General features: G+C 42.4%; 18 protein-coding genes. 3 read left to right on the forward strand and 15 right to left on the reverse strand.

Annotation, left to right across the window (positions count from 1 at the left end; translation table 11 throughout):
- Positions 1-18: 18 nt before the first annotated feature.
- The 9 genes from ahcY to LEP1GSC058_RS18650 form a co-directional block, all read right to left on the reverse strand.
- A complete protein-coding gene (ahcY, locus tag LEP1GSC058_RS18610) occupies positions 19-1332 on the reverse strand; it encodes an adenosylhomocysteinase (RefSeq protein ID WP_016551225.1) in 1314 nt (437 codons plus the stop codon).
- On the reverse strand, positions 1332-2372 hold the full coding sequence (locus tag LEP1GSC058_RS18615) for an ArsR/SmtB family transcription factor (RefSeq protein WP_039948816.1): 1041 nt from the start codon (positions 2370-2372) through the stop codon (positions 1332-1334). Before LEP1GSC058_RS18615 ends, ahcY begins: the two co-directional genes overlap by 1 nt.
- Positions 2373-2471: 99 nt before the next feature.
- Entirely contained in the window at positions 2472-3008 is a 537-nt protein-coding gene (locus LEP1GSC058_RS18620) for a DUF1564 family protein (RefSeq protein ID WP_084680437.1), read from the reverse strand.
- Between the two features lie 71 nt (positions 3009-3079).
- On the reverse strand, positions 3080-3829 hold the full coding sequence (locus LEP1GSC058_RS18625) for a FecR family protein (protein ID WP_039948818.1): 750 nt from the start codon (positions 3827-3829) through the stop codon (positions 3080-3082).
- 98 nt (positions 3830-3927) lie between these two features.
- The gene (locus LEP1GSC058_RS18630) at positions 3928-4953 is read right to left on the reverse strand and encodes a DNA-methyltransferase (RefSeq protein ID WP_016551217.1); all 1026 of its coding nucleotides are present in this window, start codon (positions 4951-4953) and stop codon (positions 3928-3930) included.
- Positions 4954-5134: 181 nt separating this feature from the next.
- Positions 5135-5695 carry a hypothetical protein gene (locus LEP1GSC058_RS18635; RefSeq protein WP_016551291.1) on the reverse strand — a complete coding sequence of 187 codons (561 nt, stop codon included), beginning with the start codon at positions 5693-5695 and terminating at the stop codon, positions 5135-5137.
- Between the two features lie 61 nt (positions 5696-5756).
- Complete coding sequence (locus tag LEP1GSC058_RS18640) at positions 5757-6785, reverse strand: FecR family protein (protein ID WP_016551367.1); 1029 nt, start codon at positions 6783-6785, stop codon at positions 5757-5759.
- 35 nt (positions 6786-6820) lie between these two features.
- On the reverse strand, positions 6821-7345 hold the full coding sequence (locus tag LEP1GSC058_RS18645) for an RNA polymerase sigma factor (protein ID WP_016551121.1): 525 nt from the start codon (positions 7343-7345) through the stop codon (positions 6821-6823).
- 171 nt (positions 7346-7516) lie between these two features.
- Positions 7517-8269, reverse strand: a complete 753-nt coding sequence (locus LEP1GSC058_RS18650) for a DUF547 domain-containing protein (protein WP_156860736.1) — start codon at positions 8267-8269, stop codon at positions 7517-7519.
- A 150-nt stretch (positions 8270-8419) separates the two neighbouring features.
- On the opposite strand from LEP1GSC058_RS18650, the gene LEP1GSC058_RS18655 reads away from it, so the two are divergent.
- Complete coding sequence (locus LEP1GSC058_RS18655) at positions 8420-8728, forward strand: hypothetical protein (protein ID WP_016551102.1); 309 nt, start codon at positions 8420-8422, stop codon at positions 8726-8728.
- A gap of 65 nt (positions 8729-8793) precedes the next feature.
- Here LEP1GSC058_RS18655 and LEP1GSC058_RS18660 read toward each other — a convergent pair whose 3' ends face one another.
- The 4 genes from LEP1GSC058_RS18660 to LEP1GSC058_RS18675 all read right to left on the reverse strand — a co-directional run bounded on the left by LEP1GSC058_RS18660 (position 8794) and on the right by LEP1GSC058_RS18675 (position 13728).
- Entirely contained in the window at positions 8794-9072 is a 279-nt protein-coding gene (locus tag LEP1GSC058_RS18660; protein ID WP_010409878.1) for a TIGR04454 family lipoprotein, read from the reverse strand.
- A gap of 74 nt (positions 9073-9146) precedes the next feature.
- Complete coding sequence (locus LEP1GSC058_RS18665; protein ID WP_016551335.1) at positions 9147-11048, reverse strand: glycoside hydrolase family 5 protein; 1902 nt, start codon at positions 11046-11048, stop codon at positions 9147-9149.
- Between the two features lie 6 nt (positions 11049-11054).
- Entirely contained in the window at positions 11055-11936 is an 882-nt protein-coding gene (locus tag LEP1GSC058_RS18670) for a patatin-like phospholipase family protein (protein WP_016551222.1), read from the reverse strand.
- Positions 11937-12510: 574 nt separating this feature from the next.
- Positions 12511-13728: an MFS transporter gene (locus LEP1GSC058_RS18675; protein ID WP_016551362.1), complete on the reverse strand. Its 1218-nt coding sequence runs from the start codon at positions 13726-13728 to the stop codon at positions 12511-12513.
- A 146-nt stretch (positions 13729-13874) separates the two neighbouring features.
- Between LEP1GSC058_RS18675 and LEP1GSC058_RS18680 the strand changes: the two genes are divergently transcribed.
- Together LEP1GSC058_RS18680 and LEP1GSC058_RS18685 are read left to right on the forward strand one after the other, a co-directional pair.
- The gene (locus LEP1GSC058_RS18680; protein ID WP_039948820.1) at positions 13875-15152 is read left to right on the forward strand and encodes an acetyl-CoA hydrolase/transferase family protein; all 1278 of its coding nucleotides are present in this window, start codon (positions 13875-13877) and stop codon (positions 15150-15152) included.
- 162 nt (positions 15153-15314) lie between these two features.
- Entirely contained in the window at positions 15315-16424 is a 1110-nt protein-coding gene (locus tag LEP1GSC058_RS18685; RefSeq protein WP_016551101.1) for a GGDEF domain-containing protein, read from the forward strand.
- Here the strand turns inward: LEP1GSC058_RS18685 and LEP1GSC058_RS18690 are convergent.
- The gene (locus LEP1GSC058_RS18690; protein WP_016551193.1) at positions 16382-17815 is read right to left on the reverse strand and encodes a sodium:solute symporter family protein; all 1434 of its coding nucleotides are present in this window, start codon (positions 17813-17815) and stop codon (positions 16382-16384) included. The genes LEP1GSC058_RS18685 and LEP1GSC058_RS18690 overlap by 43 nt on opposite strands.
- A gap of 82 nt (positions 17816-17897) precedes the next feature.
- Positions 17898-23174, reverse strand: coding sequence for a trifunctional serine/threonine-protein kinase/ATP-binding protein/SpoIIE family protein phosphatase (locus LEP1GSC058_RS18695; protein WP_016551221.1), 5277 nt, complete (start codon positions 23172-23174; stop codon positions 17898-17900).
- Positions 23175-23180: the final 6 nt, after the last annotated feature.

Here is a 23180-nt window from a genome sequence, read left to right on the forward strand (position 1 = left end):
GTTTCGTATCTTTACCGATTAATACCGGTAATGTTCTGGTTTATATGGTCCTTCGATTGGCACGCCTATGTATTCCGCTTGTTTCGCGTTCAACGTCGTAAGACGAACACCTAACTGTTCCAAATGCAAAGCGGCAACTTTCTCGTCCAATTTCTTGGGTAGACGATATACGCCTATTTCATACTTGTTATTCCACAGTTCGATTTGGGCCAATACTTGATTCGTGAATGAGCAGGACATTACAAAAGATGGGTGTCCAGTTGCGCATCCAAGATTCACTAAGCGTCCTTCCGCTAGAACAATGATCGCTTTTCCGTTAGGAAACGTATATTTATCGACCTGCGGCTTGATTTCCAATTTGGTAACGCCTTTTTCAGAATTTAGGCGCGCCATTTGAATTTCAGTATCGAAGTGGCCAATATTACAGAGAATTGAACCGTCTTTCATTGCCTTCATATGCTCGAGAGTGATGATATCATCATTGCCTGTCGAAGTTACTACAATATCAACCGCCTCAATTACATCTTCTACACGAAGAACTTGATATCCTTCCATTACAGCTTGTAGCGCACAAATTGGATCGATTTCAGTCACAATTACGCGCGCTCCGAAGTTTCTTAAAGAAGCAGCGGATCCTTTACCCACATCTCCATAACCACAAACCAAAGCAACCTTACCTGCAAGCATGATATCGGTTGCTCTTTTGATTCCGTCTGCAAGAGATTCTCTGCATCCATAAAGATTATCAAACTTTGATTTAGTCACAGAATCGTTAACATTGATTGCAGGAATTTTTAATTCACCTTTCTTTAAAAGTTTCTCGAGCCCTTTCACGCCTGTAGTCGTTTCTTCGGAAACCCCTTTGATGTTTTCAAGAAGTTTTGGATACTTTTCATGTATATACATGGTTAGATCGCCGCCATCATCGAGAATCATATTTGGGCCCGCTCCGTTTTCAAAGAATAGAGTCTGCTCAACACACCACCAATATTCTTCTTCGGTTTCTCCCTTCCAAGCAAACACTGGAACACCTGATTTTGCAATCGCAGCTGCAGCATGATCTTGTGTAGAAAAAATATTACACGATGACCACCGAACCTGTGCTCCTAATTCTGTCAGAGTTTCAATGAGAACTGCCGTCTGAATCGTCATGTGCAGAGAGCCTGCAATACGGGTTCCTTTCAGCGGTTGTTTCCCTTTATATTCTTGACGTAATGCCATTAGGCCAGGCATTTCTTTTTCTGCTAGAATAATCTCTTGGCGGCCCCAATCGGCGAGCGAGATATCCTTAACCTTATAGTCTAAACCTTTTTCTTGCGCTGCAGTGGACATTAAAGTCCTCCTTTTTTCTTAGCTTTAATAATTAATACTTTGAAGTATTTCTGAGATTCAATTTCTTGCACGGACTCAACTATAAAACCCGAATCTTCTAACCAATCACTTAAAAGCTCCGGCTCAAAACCCAACCATAGATCTGCAAAATTATCGCGCATAAACTCTTGATTATGTTTTTTAAGATCTACGATAAGAAAGGTTCCGCCATCCTTAAGAACTCGATGTACTTCTTTCATTGCTTTAGGCGGATTAGAAATATGATGTAACACCATCGAAGCTACTACAGCATCGGAGGACTTCGCTAACTCCCTGGGTAGCATTTCAAGATCTGCCGCAATGAAGTTTACTTTTGGATTATTCAGAAAAGTCAGGCTTGCTTCTCGAATCATACTTTCGGAGGAATCAATACCTATAACCTCCTGACTCTTAGTTAGAAGATAAGGAATTAACCCGCCGGGTCCACAACCTAAGTCAAAGGTCCTACATAACGAATCGGGTAAAAGCTGGAGAATTTTCTTTCTATAAAGCAGAGGATCTAAGACATCCTGCTGCAAATTTTCCCAATCCTTTGCGACAAAATCAAAATAACGAGTGGTCTTAAGATCCCTTTGCTTTAGTATTTCTTTTGCTTTTTCAATATCCCTTACTGAGTAAGGCAGGTCTCTTTCATGAGACATTAGGATATTGAAAATTCGAATTTGAAAATTATTCTCGACTGTCGGATCTTTGACTTTGTAATAAACCCATGAGCCTTCCCGCTGAAAATCGAGGAATCCCGCATCCGCTAATATTTTCAAATGACGGGAAACTCTGGATTGGCCCATCGCCAAAACTTCGGTCACTTCCTGGACGTTAAGGGGTGCGATTGACAAAATCAGCAAAAGCCTAATTCTAGTTTCATCTGAAACCGCTTTTAAGGCAGCGAGGATTTCTTTAGATGGCGAATTTGCGCTATACTGGAAATCAGGTTGAACCGGAAAATCTACTAAACCCTTTTCGGTTAATGGCGAAGTATTCAAACTTTGCAAATCAAACATCTCTCTGGTTTTACCCACCTTTTCCTGATATCAAGATATCTTGATTTATTCAAGCTAAAAACTGCGCTTAGTTGGAAAAATGCGATCAAAGTGAGGAATTCAAAGAATCGACCAGGAAATTGCTCCTCTCGCCAAATAGAACACGGTCGGTTCGAGTAGGCAGGTTAGCGATATCTGTTTAAGAGAGTGGTCGATCTCTCGATAAAAAATGGAAATTCCCGGTCGTGGCGGCATTTTACCTTTCCAAAATAGAGATATTATCTTCTGCCAAATGGAATTTTGATCCATTTCAATTAAATATACGATGAGGAAATTAATAGAAACTCCGTGAGCAAGCGATAAGGTTTTCAATTCTTGATAATCTTCTTCAAATGGCCGGTAACTATAACGAATCAAATTAAGTCCCCGATCTTGAAACGTAACTCGGAGGCGATTTTTACAAAGACCCTCGTGAAGGTGCAGAGACAATTTGTATTTAAATAGCAAGTGCGCAAGATATTCAGAAAAGTTTCCGTTCCAGCTCAACCAAACTTTTTCCCATATTCGCGCGGGGATTAAAACTGTAGATGGGGTGTTATGACGGCGTATCGTGACTGTTTGTCTTTGTTCGCCCCGAAATGTAGCTATTGAATGCATAATAGTAAACTTGTATCATTTTTACTCGCTTGCGCAAAAAAAAAATTCCAGATCTTTGAGCGGGGATTTTTCTACTCCTGATTCGCCTTCGTATTAGCATTATGCAATAATTCTTGGTTCTTAAAAATCTGATCCCTAAGAATTTTATAATTTTCTTCCTTCATTCTACGAAACTCGTCCATAATCTTCATCTTTTCCTTCATAAAATCTTGCAATGGTTGTTTCAATAAACCTGTAGGAGAAAAGACAATCTCTTCGTCAGAACGGACGGACGTCGTGTTATTGGAATCAGTCGAAACGCCTACTTCTCCTTCTTTTACAAAAATGCCGTTTGGAATATTTGAATCTTCGTGATCGGGATTACTTGCACGTTTCTGCTCTGATTCTTCCCCAATAACAAATTGGGTACCTCGAACGCCTGCAGTATACGAAGCCGATGTAATTACAAAGTTTTCTTTTTTCGAGTTTTTATCCACTTTCGCAAAAACCTTACCGGAAATAAGGTCGATAGTTGACTTATTTTCTTTCGCCGACGATGAAAGTTCCGAAATTTGAATTTTGGTATATGGCGATATCCTGATAACCGAATTTGATCCGATCTGAAGATCGACCTTACCGTTTATCGTTTCAATTTGATCTTGCTTTTTAAGAATTGTATTCTTTTTCACTTCGCTCTTTTTGCCATTCTGAACATAAAAAGCGTCTCCAGTAACAAAAAGGACCACGGCAATTTCTTCGGCCGATTCGATCGGCAAAATTGCCATAGATAGTCCTAGACAGAAACTCGTAATTATTTGCTGACCAACAGCATGAACTTTCATATAGATTACCTTCTGCCCATTGCAAGTAAACTCGTACAAAGAGAAGTAAACTTTAAGTTATATTTTTTAAAAAATATTGTAGCCTATGAAGATTTAACTCAACAATTTTTTGCCTTTTGGGGTTCGAAAGGGACGTGATTTACCGTGTAGGATAAATGACTTTTACGATGGACCGAATGCACACTTTCCCATTTAAAATTTCGCTCTTGGGCAGTCACCACACCTACATTATAATTTTCATTGATGTGAATCGCATTTTTTCCTTCCTGAAAACGCCTAGAAATGAAATCCGCGTGCTCACGCCATCTCCGACTTAATATCTCAGCGGATATTTTTATGGAATCCTCAATCCTCAACTTCCCAATCTCCAATACCCCAGAATCGACATCAAACCCGATACTATTTCGTGCAGCCAATATCGCTGCTAAAGAAGTTGTTCCAGTCCCTACAAACGGATCTAAAACTAAATCCCCTTTTATCGATAGCATATTCACTAATCTATACGCGAATTCGAGTGGGAAAGCGGCCGTTCTGTTTCGTGTAGTTGCTCCTACACCTTTCATAATCTGTTTTTCACCTTTAATTTCCCAGATATCGGAAAACCATTTATTCCTTTCTTCCCAGAAAAAAGCGCTTTCTCGTCGGAGTTCTAATTCAGTTTTTGAGAATATTCTTTTGCTACCTTTTCTGAAGATTAAAATATATTCATGTTCGTAAGTGACGTAAGCGCCGACTGGAAACATCCCTGATCCCATAAATTTAGTCGGTGAATTGGTTTGTTTTCGCCATAGAATATCCGGAAGACAGGTAAAGCCCAATTTAAGGCAGGATTGAAGAATTCGAGAATGGTTTGAAAATAACTGAAATTCTTGCTTAAAGCTGCGTGTCGCGTCGCCAATATTAATAACAAGAATCCCACCTTCCTTTAACACTCGGAAACTCTCTTTCCAAACTGCATCGAGTTGTAAATGCATCCTCTCGAAGGCTTCGCTCGCTTTACTTTCCGAAAGTAATTTTTTTATTTTAACATCCCATTGCTTAAAAAGATCGTCCCACATTTGTACCATTGGGTAAGGCGGTGAAGTTAAGATTAAATTTACGCTCAGATCCTTCAGGACTTTCATTTTGCGAGAGTCCTTTAAATAAAAGACGTGAGTAGTTTGTGTCGGAATGATAGGACTGATCACTGTGTTTTCTTGAACCTGCGCGGAATAGGTTCTATCTTTCGGAGAGCTAATCGTAAAACGAAAAAATAAAGAACATTTAAAGAAAACCGATCTGTAAGACCAACTGCCGGGTCATTCGTCACTTTTTACCATGCATTTTTTCATCGATCAGTTTATTCAATAAATCCGCCAATTCCTGAAATTCATCCCCATGGCGTAACCTTATTCTTTCGACCGGCTCCCCGTCTAATAATGATCTTAAATTCTTTTTAATATTATAAATCGGTCCGGCCATTTTATGCGAATATACAATCACAAAGATCGCTGAGAGAAATAGATATAAAAGTGAAAATAAAAGGATCCCTCTAAACTGAATCGTGAACATATCTAAACTATGATCGTAATCAGGGAGAGCGATGTCTCGTTCGACAAATTTTTCCTTCTCCTCGCCATTCACGAACTCAAACCCTTTTTGATAGACTTTGACTGTATCCTCTCGGAGTCGAAAAACGACGCCTTTATCATACTTCGTGGAATGCGTCCAAAAGAGAAACCCTAAGGTCAGAAATAGCCCCAAAAGAAAGAGCAGCGAAAAGTTTAGAAAGAATCGTAATTGAAAATCCTTATCTATCAGATAATTGACAAGGTGTCTTTTATATCTAGAGGGTTTATGAGATGGATTAGGGGTTTCTTCCGGCATTGCAATTCCCTTCTTAGGTAGCTTCCCGGAGAAATTACCCTGTGTCAAAAATATTTCTTATTTACCGAACTTGAATCACTTCCTGAACACTATCTCTCGGGATCCGAATTTCCTTTTGGAGCGTTTGAAGATATAGGAAATCGCCATCCATATCGATGATGACTCCTTCTAACGAAGATTTATCAGTCAAAACCACTCTCTCAAATCTCTGGTATTCCTTAAAAAGTTCGTCTTTCGTCGAAAACGATTTTGTAGTGTCTCGAGGGATCTCTTCTACCGTTAGCCGGGTAAATTCGTTGCTTAGCTCAGTCAACTCGGAAGAGGTTAGAAACGATCTCTGGAAGCCTCTGGAATTTAGACGAATCCTCTGGCCCGGTTCCAACACCTGCTCCCCCTTATCCGCTTCGTTACCTCGGATAGCGGCGACCCGGCCCTCTAATACCGAAACCTGCGTTCCGAATTCTGCACTTTCCGTTACTGAAAATTTCGTACCCCGAACTTCAACAACCCCGTTCGAAGTGAGAATTTTAAAATCCTCTTTTTTAAGATTTTTGTGAATGTGTGTGAGAAGTTTTCCGGAGTGTAATCGAAAAGTTCTCTTTTGGTCGTCCACTACTTCTAAGTCAGTTTCAGACTCTAAAAGCATCGCTTCACCTTTTGCGACTGAAAGTGAGAGGGTAGAATTGCGGTCCGTAGAAAGAACCTGCCCCTTTCCAACATTCTCACCTTCATTAAGTGCTAACCGATCCTTTGAACCGGCTGCCGAAAGATAAACTTTACCGTTTAAATGGAGTACGAGAATCGAAGAACCGGAGGTCGTCTGTTTGAAAGCTTTTCCCGTTCTAAGAAGAAAAAGTAAAGGAGTAATTAGAATAACGGCTGCTGCAAGAAAATACCAAGCTTTATGTCTAAACATTTTTACGCTTGTCGATGAGGCTTTCTTATAAATTTCTTCGAAGGAAGAATTTGATAAAGGTTGGTCTACCCAAGATTTGGCGATAAGAGAATTCAATCTGTCGATCGACGGAGTTAAATCATTCGATCCACCTTCAATCGCTTCCCTTATTCTTTTTTCCAACTCTTCGTCCATTCTCTCCAACTCTTTCTTTCTAATATCTTGCGCTCTTATGCTCCGGGAATGATCTGGCGTTCCTTTGCGATTTCTAAAAGCTTCCCGGTAGCCCGAACAACCAGGCGCGAAGCGGTAGCAACGGAAATCCCCATTACTTCGGCAATATCTGTTAACGTATAATTTTCAATATTCTTCAATACGATTGCATATCTTTCGTCCTCTTGAAGTGCACCCAGGCAATCCTTGAGCCTTGCTTCCAAGTCCGAAAGTTCCGCTTTACGAACAAATGTCGGACCTTCTTCCTGAAAGACTCCCATATCCTCCGTTCCGGCTTCCCGAACAGTGGAAAATTTCTTTGCATGGTTAATCGAACGATTTCTAGCTATTGTATAGAGAAGTTTAAGGGATTGTTCCCGATTAAGATCAGAATCAGCGTATTTCTTAAAGAAGTTGAGGAAAGTATCCTGCATTAAGTCGGAAGCAATCTCCGGATTTCCGGTATATTTATATAGGAAATCAAAAATTCTCCCGCTGGATTCCCTATAAAGGGTTTCCATAAAATCTTTCCGGGACTCCATTCAGCAATAATCCTAGCAGGAAAACCTAATTCAAGTCATTTCCGACCCGAACGAGCGTCTGCTCCTTTTTCCGATCCCTTCCACCTCCAGTGTTTCTTATTCGTCCAATTTTTTTAACACCTAAGGAAAAAGGTTTTTCCACAAAGAGGAAGTTTTTCTAAAAAAAATCGCCTAAGGAATTTTATTCAGGCTCCAATCATAATCTTTAAATTTGATAGAAGTCCCGGATGGAATTGTGGAACCGCTATTTTTATTGTAAAAATCGATCAGGCTGCCCCCGTCCCGAGTGAAATCCTCTTTGAACCAATCAAAGATTTTGCAGAGATATAGAGTTTTCTGAGCTGAATCGTAATAGTTCCTACTAGGATCCTGCAAGAAAGCCTTGGAAATCTTGTTCAATTGGTCTTTGATATAGATCGACTTGAATGATTCGTTCAAAAGCGGAGGGCACCCCAAAGAGGCGCAATTGATCGCGATATGGATCCGGGGTTCCTTAAAATCCTTTCTAAGCTTTCCGTGTTCGATCCAGTCTAAGTTCCTACGCTCTCCAAGCAGCTCAAAGAATTCCTGTTTCCAAGGACTGGAAAGTAGGCTCCCGATCTCTTTAATACTTTTTACGGGAAAATGATCTAAGATCAGTTTTACGGTAAATGCGTTGTACGCATTTATTAGGAAAGTAAGTTTTTCCGATTCATTGAATTTAGAATATTCTGCCGAAGTTACCGAGCTTAGATTCTTTAGATAGGAATCGAACGACGCAATGTCTTTTTTAAATGCGACATAATCAACAAGCCCTGACCTCACATGTTTCTTCAATAGGGTATCCCAGACGGTATGCTTATGGTCGAAAGCGGAGAGACTCGAAGGAAGAATGGAAACGATAAGCAGAATATAATAAGATAGAAATCTTTGCATAAATATCATCCGGATTTTTCTCGTCTTTAACATGGATCCTTTGGAACCTGAAGAAGAAACCTTTCTCTTCAAAAAAACTCTATGATTCCGGCGTAAGAAAATCCACCAAGAAAAAGAGGTTTCGAATAAAATGACCGATATTGTATACGAAGCGAATCGATGAATTTCTTAAACGCAAAATTCGGCCTGCCGCTTATCGCAATTCTTTTCTTAGCCGTTGAGCAAGTCGGTTCCTCCCCCGCTAATATCTTTCCGAGAGAAACGCCGGAATCTAAGCCGCTATTAAGAGTTCTACCGGCTTTCAGGAAAGAAGAATGCGACTGGGCAATCCGTTGGGATATCTGTTTAAAATGCGTTCGAAATGGAGTTCGATATGCTCAGCGAATTCATTTTTTCCCCTCAGGACCTTACAGGGAACACGGTTGTTATACGGAAGAAAAGGGATTTTTTCTTTTGGAAGAAGATTAGAGGTATATACGAAAGAGATAAAATACCCGGGACCCTTATAGTGTCCCGGGTATTTGAAATAAAACTTATTTCTTACAGACTGCGAGAGCTTGGATATCCTTCGCTGACTTAAGACAACTCAATTCATATTTACCCGACATACATTCCTTAAGCAACATAGGGGCAAGAGACGGACGAAGTGAATTTAATTTCTCGATTTCTTCAGTAGATTTACCTTCTGTAAGATTCTTGAATAAGTCGTTCACTACGGGTTCGCATTCCGCTTGGCTAACCTTCGGGCCACCACAGGAAACAAGTACTGCGAGGACAAGCGCGGGGAAAATAACGAAGGATAGTTTTTTCATGTAAAACCTCTGCTTTTGGTTCTTTTAAGTAGTTTAAACTTCGCCATTTTACCGCCTCCCTTCCTTCTGGAAAGTTATTTTTTGGAAGGCAGAACGGTTATACCGTAATGAGAAATCCCTTTTTCTCCCTTGAATGATAGAAGCCTACTCTTGGAGTCGAATTTAAACGTTCCGGCGTTCACTAAAACTTCGAATCCTTTTTTATAGTGAATATCCGGTAAGAAAATTTCAGTTCCGGGCAATTCTTCTCCGTCTTTACGGAAAGAATATTTAAACAAAGATTTTTCCATATCAAAGTGGATAGCTTCCGGAATTCCTTTGGTCCGAATCGGATACGGTCTTGAAAACGCTCGGACGGCTCTCCCCCCATCTTTATCGATGTCGTGAGGGGTGTCGAGGGAGAACAGGGATAAATCCTCCTCATTCCAGCGATCGCCCAAACTATGAGTATTGTCAGGAGTATAATTCCATAAAGTATAATGCACAAATTGCTTTTCTAACGGAATCAGCATGCGATCCATGGCCGATTCTAAGGGTTTGTAATCCTGATTTAAAAAAGCCGTTCTTCCGTTAAGATCCATAGGAATCCCGGTCTCACCGATTACGGTCGGGCAATTGCCCATCTTTTTCAAAGACATCTCTTTAATCATTTTTACGGTATCTTCATAGGCGCTTTGAACGTTCTTTTTGCCGAATACCGGTTTTTGTTTAAAAATGTGAATCCCGAACCAAGGGAGGAAGCGTTTAAACATTAATATGGAAGCATCATACCAGTGAGTCGCATTCACAACACCGCTTTCACCTCCTTTGCTGTCCTCTTTCCATTCCATTTCCAAACGTGTAGGATCGCTCTCTATAAAAATAAAAAATCTTTTTTGAACCGATTGAATTCTCTTCTTGAACTGCTTTATAAAAGGAGTCATATACTCGGGAAAAAACTCCACCTTTCTTCCCCGATACTTGTAAAAATAATCGGATTTAAGAAGCATCGGAGCTCCGTTCGGGTCGTAATCCCAAACCCCGTGATCATGCCATACACATCGATTTCCTTTCTTCCAAAGGGGAATTCTATGAGAATTTAATTTCGTTTTTCTGACATTGATTCCTGCAAATCCGAGCATATATGAAATATTTGCGTTTAAAGATCTACCTTCAGAAAGAAACATCTCCTGGAACGGCGACGTGGCGACAACCTTCCCGAACCCAAATCCCGAAAATTCTCCAAGATTTCTCTTTCCGATCCATCCCGGGGACGGCTCGTTCAGGGAATCAAATCCTATTACATTTTTATATTTTACTAATTTCTTCGCAAGTTTGCAGATCGATTCAAAATAATGATCCTGAAGAAAATCCTGTACGTTTTTTCCGCGAATCATCAAATGCGGAGCAAATGTTTTCCCGCCGAAAAAAAGGGTAAACATCGTTGCACACGCATATTTTTGATAATTGAGCGGCCATGACATGCGTTCATAATTTCTGCCTTGGTGATGATGAACGATTGCGGTATCCGAATCTCGAATTTTACCGATATCCATTCCGATTTCTTCCAGCGTCCAACCGGGCGCACCATCCCCGCCCGTAAATCTAGACCAAACGTCTTGGTGCGGATCGATGAAAATATAAAAGCCTTTTTTCTCGGCTAAAGCGACCATCCGTTCCACATAGTCTAAATAAGCAAGATCGTATTTGCCCGGACCTTTGTGTTCTATCGCTTCCCAAGTAACTAAGAATCGTAAAAAATTAAAACCCCATTTCTTGAGACGATCCAAATGCTCTTTCGCTTGCGCTTCCTCTAACGGCCTCCCGACGAAGGATACATTTCTATGATCGTAAAAAGTAAGGGTTTGATCGAAATGCGTAGTTCCGTCCGGACGAAACGGAACTTTCGAACTTCCGGATAGATTCACTCCTCTCAATTGAAGTAGGAAACCTTCGGAATCGTAAAAATTTCCGTTTTGAGCGCTTAATTCTAACATGTTTTCCTAATCTTCCCCGAATTGGACTTTAGCGTCTTCATAACCGCGGCTAATTAAGTAATCAGCTTGAACTTGTGAGAAATTTAAAATACTTCCGAACCCTAAGGAAGTTCTCGGACCAATGACTCGAATTCTAATTTCTTCCTTTTCGGCAAAAGAAAAAACCGACTCTTGGAAGAAGCCCCTCTTCCCTCTTCTGCGCTTCTTTTTCTCATACTGCAGATTCGACATGACAGTTTGAAAGGAACCGATCAACGATAATTCGAACACCCTTTCTAGGCCGTCTCTCCTGCTTCGGGGCAACGGCATATTAACTCCTCCGACGGGCGAAAGCAACACTACAACGATATCCGTTGCTCCGCGCTCTACCGCAGGTAATATCGGAGTATTTGCCATAATTCCTCCGTCCCAATGCGGTTTTCCGTCCACATATTGCCAAGGAAATATAAGCGGGATAGCGGAAGACGCCATCACATGTTCGATATCAATATCTTTGTTACGAAAAAAAACAAGTTCGGCTGTTAAAATATTAACGGCGGTAATAATGACTTGAATTGGACTTTTGCGAAGATTCCTGAAATCCAGGTGCGAATATAAAAGATATTTGAGAGGGGTGGTATCCGCGAGCGGAGAGAATCGCCTAAAAATAAGATCTACGAAATCGTTCCAAATGGAATATTTCATCACCTTTTGGACTTCAATTGATTTCCATAGATCGATGATCTGTTTGGCGTTTAAACCGCATCCCATTGCCGTAGCTGTAATAGCTCCTACAGAGGTGCCGCAAACGATATCCGGCTTGAATCGAATTTCTTCTAAATATTTCAGGACGCCCGCTTGATATGCTCCCCGAGCCCCGCCGCCTGATAAAATTAAAGCACGCTTCATTCTCGAAGATCCGTTCGCCAGTTTTCTTCTCTGCGAGTAAATTTCAAGGCAGAATACTAGTGTTCCGAAATCTTCCAGTGTTAAGCGGAATGGATATTCGTTGCGTGGTAGGAAAAACGGAGGGGCCGGAAAGAAATGGTTCTCGAAATGTAGGAACTATGACACCTTTCAAAATCCGTTAGAAGAGCAATCGTGAAAAAATTTATCGCGTCCCGAAAGAAAAATTAGCAAAATTGAATATTTTGGAACTGAATAAGAGGAACTAAAACCTCCTGAGCGTCTGCATCTTTCGATTTCAAAACGAATTCTCAAATGCCTAGAAGTGACCAATTTCTAGAGCTCAGAAAGGCCAGTGGTCTGATGGTATTGCAATAGGTCCCAGAGGGCCTTTGCAAGCGGCTTGGGCTATTGCTCAGCCACCTCACAGGTCATTTTCTTGCTGCAACTATCGCTACTCAACTAAACCACCTCCTTTTACGTGTAGCCAGAACGTATTCTGTCTCATAAAAAAGTCAAGAAATGTCCGAAATTTTTTACGAAATTCCCGACAAGTTGGTACGAGGTCGGTAAGATTTTAGGAAACGATCTTAACCTTACGAGAAAGATACAGGCCGATTAAATTGAAACCAACTGCCAAATAACCGACGATATCAAACCTTGCGAACGAGCCGTCGGGAAGAGTGATCAAAACAAATCCTGCAATCGTTGCACCCAACCCTGTTGCGATGCTTTGTAAGCCGGAACTTACCGACATAAAACTTCCGCGCAATTCAGGGCGAACAGCCGACGTCATTAAAGCCATAGCAGGAATGATCCGGCCCGATACTAAAACCATAAAACTGGTAGTCACCAGAAGCGCCACGGGCAAAGGAACTTTGGGCAAATGAGTGAGCACAATAATCGGAACAATCGCTATGAGAACCATATTTAGAAAAACTTTATGTTTCCCGTATTTGTCCGCCATTATTCCGATAAATCGCGAAGAGAAAAAGGTGCAAAGGCCCCCGATCAAATATATCAACTGAACGTCTTGTTTTGAAAAGCCTACGTTTCTTTCCATATACACCGCAATCGAAGTGACTACCACGAACCCGCCTAAAATGACCGACATGAAAAAGACAATCGCTTTAATGTGATTTCTATCGGATAAAACGGCATACAGTTGTGAGAAATCCAAAGCTCGGGCTTTTGCCTGCTTTGATGGAATGCTCGGTAAATAAAAAATTGCGCTTAATAAAATCGGCAGACTCAAGGAGACCACGAACCCGAAACTGTAGTTCCACGAAAATCTATGAGCGATCCAAAGTCCGATTGGAACCCCGGCAACGGAAGCGACCGAGAATGCACCCATTACTGCACCCATCGCCCGTCCCCGTCTTTCGATCGGGAAGACATCGCCGATGATTGAAAGAACAATTCCGCCTATCATTCCGCCGAAAGTTCCCGCGATGATTCTCGCTGTTAAAAGGAAATAAAAAGAGTCAGCGATCGCACAAAGAATCGTTCCGAAAATGAAACCGGTGTATAGAAATATTGCGGCAGATTTTCGATTAAACCGATCGATGAAATTAGCCCCCAATAATGCGGCAGCCGCGGCGGCATAAGAATAAGATGCGAGAACAAACGAAAATACCGCCGTATCAATTCCGAATTGTTTTAAAAAATAATCCTGCAGCGGAAACATAATCATGAAATCCATGATATGAGTGAACTGAATGCTGGCTAAAAGGAAGATCAAAAACGGTTCGCTAAGAGCTGCTTTCGGACGGGCGACGGTAGAGGTTGACTCCATATACTACCACGCTTTAGAACGTAAAAAAGAAAGGGAGAAAATTTTGCTTTCTGACAGTTTCGCCGGATAAAAAATCCTTTTTTTAGAATATACTTTGCTGTGTGATCGGAAAGTTAGAATTTAGTCTAGTCGCCCCTTTCCACAATATGAATGTAAAATTTACCACAGCAGACCAAGCAGTTTCATTAATCCAATCTTACAATCGCGTCTTTATTCACAGCGTATTTGCCGCTCCACCTCTCTTGATCGAGGCAATGTCGAAAAGAGCTAACGAGCTTAAGGATGTGGAAATCGTCCACATCCATACGGAGGGTCCCGTTCCGTATGCGATGCCTGGGAACGAAGCGAGCTTTAGAACCAATGCTCTTTTTGTGGGCCCGAACATGCGAAAAGCAGTAGAAGAAGGACGCGCCGACTATGTGCCCGTTTTCTTAAGCGAATGCCCGGCTCTATTTCGAAGGGGAATTCTTCCTATTGATGTCGCACTAATTTCAGTCTCCCCTCCGGACAAACACGGATTTTGTTCTTTAGGAGTTTCCGTCGATATCGCAAAGGCCGCAGTCGATACCGCTAAGAAAGTTATTGCTCAGGTAAATCGCAACATGCCGCGAACGCATGGGGACGGGATTTTGCATATAAGTAAAATCGACGCGTTTGTCCAAGGCGACACCCCGCTATTAGAAGCGCCTGCAACTATTCCGGACGAAGTGGAAACGAATATAGGCAGATACATCGCCGGATTGGTGGAAGACGGTGCGACTCTACAGATGGGCATAGGCGCAATTCCGAATGCCGTTTTGACTTTCTTAACAAATCACAAAAATTTAGGAATTCATACTGAAATGTTTTCAGATGGAGCCATATCTTTGATTGAAAGTGGCGTTGTAAACGGTACCCGAAAGAAAACTCACCCGGGTAAAATCGTTTCCGGGTTCGTAATGGGGACGAGAAAACTCTACGATTTTATCGACGATAACCCTGAAGTGGTTTTATTAGATATCGGATACGTAAACGATACGTCGGTAATTCGTAAAAACCCGAAAGTTACGGCTATCAATTCCGCAATTGAAGTCGACTTAACCGGACAAATTTGCGCCGACTCGATCGGGACCAGGCAGTTTTCAGGCGTGGGCGGACAAATGGATTTTATCCGGGGGGCTTCCCTTTCGGAGGGGGGAAAGCCGATTGTTGCTTTGCCTTCTTCCACTTCCAAAGGCGAGTCCAGAATAGTCACAATGTTAAAACCGGGGGCGAGCGTTACGACCACGCGCGCTCATGTTCATTACATAGTGACCGAGTACGGAGTTGCCGATCTTTACGGAAAAAACTTGAGACAGAGAGCGGACGAGCTAATCAGAATCGCGCATCCGAATCACCGCGAATCCTTGGAGAAGCAAGCCGCCGAAAGATTTCGCGGGTTTTAAGAACGTTTGACAAAAAGCAAAACGGCTTACGACGAGGAGAAAGTTCAATTTCTTTCCGATCTATCCGCAACTTTCATTATGAAAAAAAGTATGAATTAGCATCGTTATGCGCTAAAGACCGTATGATCCGTTTCATTATTCCGTCTATGAAACTAATTGGATATGAAACTCTGGGATTACATCACCGAAGATTTTCTACGGGCAAAGTCTTCTCAAATTCGGGAAATTCGCGCATTAGATAACGGGAAGACGGTTAGAGTACTCTGCGTCTCTTCCATTCTGATATCACTCCTTTTAATTGTTCAAAACGTGATTTCGCCCGGATTGCCCGAAGGAAGTATTATCCAGCTTTTATATATCGCCTCGTTTACCGGAGTGGCAATTATTTCTTTCGTCTGGTATCTGCTCTTAACTCTAACGTCAAATTCTAGCATCATACGGTTTCTAACTAATTCCTACGGTTTTATCGCCACATTCATGACGACTACTCTCACTCTGATAGATTTGGCGCATATCAAGGATTATTCCGCCTATTGCTTCGGTTTGTTGACTTTACCTCTTTTTATCCGGACTAGTCTCGCCACTTACATCGCAATCATAGCGGTCAACTTTACTTGGTTTTTGTTCGGCTATCATCTGATGCTAAATGAAGAAATCGATTTTAGCACATTGGCCCCTATCATCGCTTTTTCCATCGGTAGCCTTTTTTCTTCGATCGTAGTCGAACGGACAAGATTGAAAGGGAACTTTCTGCAGCTTGAACTTGAAGAATCGAATCGGAATCTTCGAGAACTTTCTCATAAGGATCAACTCACAGGTCTATACAACCGTCGTCATCTCATGGAAGCCCTGCAAACTATGGTTTCCGCCGCAAATAGATACGATTTTCCCGTCTCCGCTTTATTATTAGATTTAGATCATTTTAAAAAGACAAACGATTCGTTCGGACACCAAGTCGGAGATCGATTACTGGCAAGAATCGGCGGCTTATTATTCGGTTTAGTTAGAGATTGTGATATAGCTGCCCGGTATGGCGGCGAAGAATTCTGTATAATTCTTACGAATACCGCAAAAGATGGAGCTCTCTTTGTGGCCGAGAGAATCCGCAAAAGGATAGAAAACGAAACGTTCGACGGAATTCCATGGAACGTGACGGTGAGTATCGGAGTTTCGATGCGGGAACCGAATCAGTCCGTCGAAGATTTTCTACGAGTCGCGGACGAAAAACTTTATGAATCCAAGTCGGCCGGGCGTAACAGGATATCGGCTTGAATCGATTCCCTTTTTTCCAATCTTGCAATCGGGAAAAAATTTCCGATTAATTGGCCAATAAAGCTGATTGCCAATCCGAGCAATGAAGCCGGAAGCCAATCCGGTCCCCAATATTTACAACCGATCCAAGCGGAAGTACCCCAAAACATCGCAAAAATCGAACCCGTTGCCGTCGAACGTTTCCAAAAAAGAGCGGAGACAAGCGGAACAAATAATGAAACCAAACTGATCGAAGAAGAATCGGCGACAAGTTGATAAATGTTCGTCTGGCTCAAAGCCATTGCCGTCGATATCACGGTGACCGATAATACAGAAAATCGTAATATTCTTAATAATCTAGCTTCTCCGGGGTTTTTAAGAAGAGGACGAATCAAATTCTCGCCTAAGACGGTTGCCGGAGCGAGAATAGCTCCGGAGGCGGTACTCAGAATAGCGGAGAGTAATGCACCGAAAAAAAGAATTTGAATCAAAAGAGACGAATGGATCAACACAACTTGCGGAAGAATCATTTGACTATCGCCTGCCGCAATATCCGGGTAAACTTTTCTCGCGAAGTATCCGGCCAAAAGCGGCAGAAAAGCTACGGTTAAATACATGAGCGCTCCTAAATAGGAACTGTAGACTGCAACCTTCTCGGATTTGGATGACATGACTCTTTGAAAAATATCCTGTTGCGGAATAGACCCTAATCCTATGGTAATCCATGCGGCAATATAAGCTAAAACCGCTTTCAATTCGAGCGGTGGAAAGAAATTGAAAAAGCCGGGCTGCGAATTCGAAAGAACGGTATTAAAGCCGCCGGCTTTCTCCTTTAAATCCCAAACTAGCACCGCTAGCCCGACCACGATCAAAATTGTTTGTACAAAATCGGTGATCGAGATAGCCCACATTCCTCCTACGTACGTGTAGATTAGTACCACGATCGATGCGAGCAGGATTCCAACATACATTTCGAAACCGAACAAAGAATTGATGACGATCCCCATCGCGACTAGCTGGGCCGCTATCCATCCGAAATAAGAGGGAATCATGAACAATGCCGAAAGAAATTCGATTTTCTTCCCGAACCGATTCCGATACAAATCTCCGAACGTAAGGATGTTCATTCTGTATAAAGGTCGGGCAAAAAATAATCCCACTAACGAAAGGCAGAGCGCCGCGCCAAAAGGATCTTCGATGACGGCAAGAACCCCGCCGTCCACAAATTTTGAAGATGCTCCCATCAAAGTTTCGGAACCGAACCAGGTTGCAAATAATGCCGAAGATGCAAGAAAGAGAGGTAGTCGTCGACCCGCTAAAACATAATCCTTGGAATTTCTCACAAATCTTGAAGAGATCGCTCCTACAAGCAGCGTGATGAGAATGTAGAATATGACAAAGAAACCTAACAACTTTTCGATAGCCCGTCCGTAAGATTTTTCACGCTTCGCGGCCAGAATCGGTTTTACGTTTTAAATTATCGAGTTTAAATCGCTACTCGATATTCAGAATGATAAGCGTAATATCGTCCTGCACCGGAGTCTCACGAAGAAATTCATATACTCCGGCGATGATTTTCTCCGCCTGCCGATCTGGATCGAATTGTACCGTAGATAGCACCGAATTTAAGAACCGTTCCTCGCCGTACTCGATTTTATCCGAATCGAATTGTTCGAAAATTCCGTCGGAGAATAAATAAAGCCTATCTCCGGACTGGATATTGAATTCGCTATTTTTATAAGGATAATCTTTTACAAACCCTAATATCGCCCCTGTTTTAGGGAGATCCTTCGTTTCTCCGTCGCGCAGCAAATATTGAGAAAGGTGTCCTGCAGACGCGTATTTCAGCTTCATCTCATTCAAATCTAAGTCCGTCAATGTCGCCGTAAAATACAGAGTTTTGTATTTAGTTAGAATCGCATTATTTAATTCTGATAATACTTCCCCGGGGTCGTCGAATTTGAATTTAAGATTTTCGTATTCTCCCTTGATTGCCATCGTAATCAAAGCCGCTTGGACTCCATGTCCGGTCGCGTCCGCCAGGAAGAATCTGTATTTGCCGTCCTTTACTACCGATAAGTCGTAAAAGTCCCCGCCGACCTCGTCCATAGGTAGATAGTTGACCGAGTAACGTAAACCCGGTATCGTAAAATGTTCCGGCAGAATACTCCTTTGAATCCTCTTGGAATATAGCATATCCTTCCGAATAATTTCCAAGGATCTTGCCAATTCATCCGTTCTCTCGGCGACTTTCTGTTCCAATTCGGAATTCATGGACGTGATATCTTCGTAAAGTTTCGCGTTCTCCAAAGAAATTGCGGCTTGCGCCGAAAGAATTTCCAAAATTTCCAATCTATGCTGATCGAAAATTCCGGATGTCAGACGATTCTCCAAATAAAGAACGCAAAGAATTCTACCTTGTTTCGTAATCGGCATGCATAATAGCGATTTGGGTTTGCTTCGTCTTACGTACGGGTTGACGGAGTATAAAGGATCTTTTGAAGCGTCTGCGAGTAAAATTCGTTGTCCCGATCTAAAACAGTAGTAAACCACTTCCGTAGGTAATAGATGGCCTGCTTCATCTAGCGTCATCGGCTTCGGTAGAAACCCCTGCTCTTCGATGTCGGACCCCGCTCGCAAATACAATTCTCTACCGTCCGGAAGCACCAAAAAACCTCTAGTGGCCGCGGCGCTTTCCATGATCATGCGAACCAATTGTCGCAAAAGTTCGCCCAACTCAATCACTCCCGAAATACTTTGAGAAGCTTTCAAAACCGTCCGCAAATCAAGATTATGGGAAGTGGCGAGTATGGAATCGGATAATACCCTTTCCAACGAATGCTTGCCGCTGGAAGAAGCTCTAAGTACTTCTTCAAATTCTTCCTTTAAAGAATCTACGAGAGATTTTGCTCCCCAATATCCGTAAAGTCTAAGCGCATTTTGTAGAAGAAATTTTCCGTATGAAAGACGGTCCTTTCTTATATTCCAGCGAGCGGCGTGTTCAAAGACGACGGCTTTCCGAAGGTCGCTGCTCTCGTACTCTGCCTCCTTAATCGCAGATTCATAATAAACGCTAGCCTCTTCTTCTTTACCGTATAACTCGGCAATTTCGGCCTTTAATACGGAAGCATAAGCGCTGAATGCAGCGGGATAAATTTTTTGCCATCGAGAGAACAGCGACCGTGAATTCCGTAGAAAAAGTTTTTCGGAAAACCTTAATTTTTGACCTAAATCCGCAAATTTAAGCAATAATAGGGATTTATAAAATCTATATTCGGAATATAGAAATAGAATTCTGGACTTTTCCACATCTTCTTTATATTTATCTAAAATACGCTCCGCTTCCCGATAATTTCTGGATAAATATGCGGAAGTTCCGATAAGGGTCGCATACCATGAATTCGCGGTACCGTTTCCGGCGTGAGAAAGAACCGAATCTTCGAATTTTTTATCGCTAAGTACCGATCCCTTAAAGCGTATCGATTCCGTCGTCTTTCCTTCGATGCGGTCCACGTAGGATTCGGACGTATATAAAAATATATTCAAAATATCGTAATTGAGTTTCGATCCTCTTTCGATATTTTCCCGAATCTTCTCCCTATAAGAATAGGAGTTTTCCGCGGAATAAAGTTGATACATATTCTGAGAAAAAAGAGCGTATCCCGCCCACAAATAATCTCCGTGCTGCAGACATTTATGATAAGATTCTTCCGCAAAATCCACGATCGCACGAAAAGGGTGCTTAAAATAATCCAATAGAATTGTGCGACCAAAAATATATCTTCCATAAAGATGATCCGCTTCGAAGCGTTCCAAAATCCCTTCCGCCAGTCTCCAATAACGCAAGGACAACTCGAAGTTTCCGGTGCCGGCTAAGATTACCGAACCGAATCCTGCATATCCGAAAAAGCTGGGGGGAGAATTCCCTTCCTTAAGGGTCAGGTTGATAAGCTTTAAATATAGATACGCCATAACGGTGGCGTCCATATGCTTTCCATAATTGAGTAAATTAACGATAATGTTAACCGCCTCCACTTTGTGCGGATTCTTATTTTCTTTTGCATTGATGAGTTTTTCGGGGCTCCTACCTCTACCGTAAACGATCATCTTTAAAAATTCGAACAGAAGCCCTACGACTCCCGGCTTCCCTCGAAACCGGATCCCGAGACATTCCAAAGCATCGACGCCGATTTTATATGCGGATTCAAGATCGTTAAAAACGTTCATCACCTCCAGCTGCATCAGGTATACGTCGACTTTCTCGATCGGACTCTCGGCCTTTCCCAATAATTCGGTAACGATTTCCTCCGCCTCTTCCCTCTTAGAGAGATAATAGGCGGATTCCGCCAAAGATTTCATAATGTTAAACGAAGTCTTTCTATCGGAACGCCAATGGTTTTTTCTTAAGAGCGATGAGATAAGTCTGAAAATCGAATATGCCGATTCGTATGCGGCGGCGGCTTTTGCCGCGTTCCCTGCTAACACGGTGTAATGAAAGAAATCCTCGCTGCCTTCCTCATCTTCGCGCAATTCTTGGGATCGTACGAGATGGCTTGCTATCTCCAGAACCAATGCCCCGTTACCCGACTCTTTTTCTCTTTCAATCAGAATGCGTGCGAGCCGCTTATGGATTTTACCGCGCTCGATCGGTTCGGTGGCATCCGAAATTCCCTGACTCATCCTGTCGTGAGAGAAGCGAAATTGTACTTCGGATAACGAAGAGAGAAGTCCCGATTCTTCGATTTTCCCCTGCGCAATATATTGTAGAGCCGGAAACAACATCGTTCCCGATTCGCGATAGAATAAAATACCTTCCTTTACGCTTTCCCGAATTCCGCGCGATAGCGAGTCCGGCGTATCCTTGAAAAAATCGTATAATATTCTAAGATCAAACTTCGCACCGATGCATGCGCCCACTCGCAATACGAGCGCAGTCTCTTCCGGTAATCGTGCAATCCTTTCGAAAACAAGATCGAGCACGTTTTCTGTGACGCCTCGTTGAAGAATCCGATCCCATTCCGGAACGTAACGGGACGTAGTCTGATTGAACGTCAAACAGGAGTCCTGAAATAGCGACTTTAAGAACTGATGTAAAAATAAGGGATTACCGTCGGTCTTGGATATTAATATCTCGACTAACTTATCGGCATCGTTAGCGTCTATATACAAACTATCCGTAACGTACTTACGAACGCTCTCCCGACTCAACGGGCCTAGCGTGATTTCTCGGACTTCCAAACCCGAAGCAAGTTCCTTTCCTTTTAAACTGGCAAACTCGCCTTCTTCGATACGACTGGCTAAGACGAATAACAAACCTTCCCATTCTTCGCTTTGTAGAATAAACTCGATTAAGGAAACCGATGCAGGATCCGCCCATTGAACGTCGTCCATCAGTATGACGGCCGGATTCTTTTTATCAAAGCACAGGCATAAAAACCGAAGGACTACTGCGAATAAGGTCTTTTCATCCCGGGCTTTTTTCCGGTCCTTTGTCTTGTCATTAACCCCTAGAAGGTTCACTAGGTCGGGCAAAAAATGAAGTAATATCTCGAAATTTTCACCTAACGTTTCTTTAATATAATTTCGAAGACGTATTATTTCCTCTTCCTTACGCTCCAGGATCGTTCGAAGCAGGTCCCCCATCATTTGTCGAAATGCGAAATAGGGAATGCCTCGCTTATCCTCCTCGAACTTTCCTCGAATCAATTGAACCGAATAAATGTCCAAATAGGAGATCGCATCCTCCACCAAAGTCGTCTTTCCCGTTCCGGATTTTCCTCGAACAACAACAACGCCCCGCTTACCGGATGTGACTCCGACTATAGCGGCTTCGATAGTCTTTCTTTCCTTTTCCCTATCGTAAACCCGATCCGAATCGCGAAACCCGGTCCTCTGTTCGTAGATCCCGGGCAAAAATTCGGAAAGCTTTCTTCTCGAACGTAAAGATTCCTTAATATTCTTTAAATCATGATTCAAACTTTCGAGAGAGCGGTATCGTTCCTCCGGCATTTTAGAGAGCAATTTGTCTATGACATCGGAGACGGCTCTCGGGATATCGTCCCGTAATTTGGTAAGAGAAACCGGAGATCGAGCGATATGATAATGGATTAATTCTAAGGGATCATCGGAATTGAACGGAGGAACTCCCACAAGAATCTGATAAAATAGCGCTCCCAAGGAATATGCATCGGAACGGGAATCGACTGCACGATTTAAGCGTCCGGTATTTTCGGGGGAACAGTATGCAAGTAGATCGAAGGTGTAGCGTTGGGGAACATACCCTCCTTTATCCGAGAGTAAAAGAGAGGCGCCCCCTAGCCAGGCTAGTTTCGAGACGCGGGATTCCGGGTCATAAAAAAAGGCCTTAGGAGAAACTTGATTATGGACGATTCCGACTGAATGTAATTTAAAAAGGTTTTCGGATAATGACAAAGCCATCTCCAGAAATTCCGCTACTTCGATTTTAGGATTTCCAGTGAGTCGCTTTTCCAGCAGGCCAAAAGAAATGTTTTCATAAACCAGACAGATTCTTTCGGCAACGTCTACCATCATTTCGGGTCGTAAAATTCCCGAGTCGGACACTAACTTTCCGAGTTCAAACTCGTTTACGAAATAGAAGGAGGAAGCTTCCTTAGCGTCGCTTTTTTGGACGCGAATGATTTTAGCATCTCGGGCGGAACCGAAAAACCCCCGGTAGGTAACGGAGAAAGAATCCTCATGGATTTGTTCCCCCAATTCATAGGGAATTTTTTCGGTTTTCGCCTTAGCCATGCGTCA

The sequence above is a fragment of the Leptospira fainei serovar Hurstbridge str. BUT 6 genome, from assembly GCF_000306235.2.
GTDB classification, from domain to species: domain Bacteria; phylum Spirochaetota; class Leptospiria; order Leptospirales; family Leptospiraceae; genus Leptospira_B; species Leptospira_B fainei.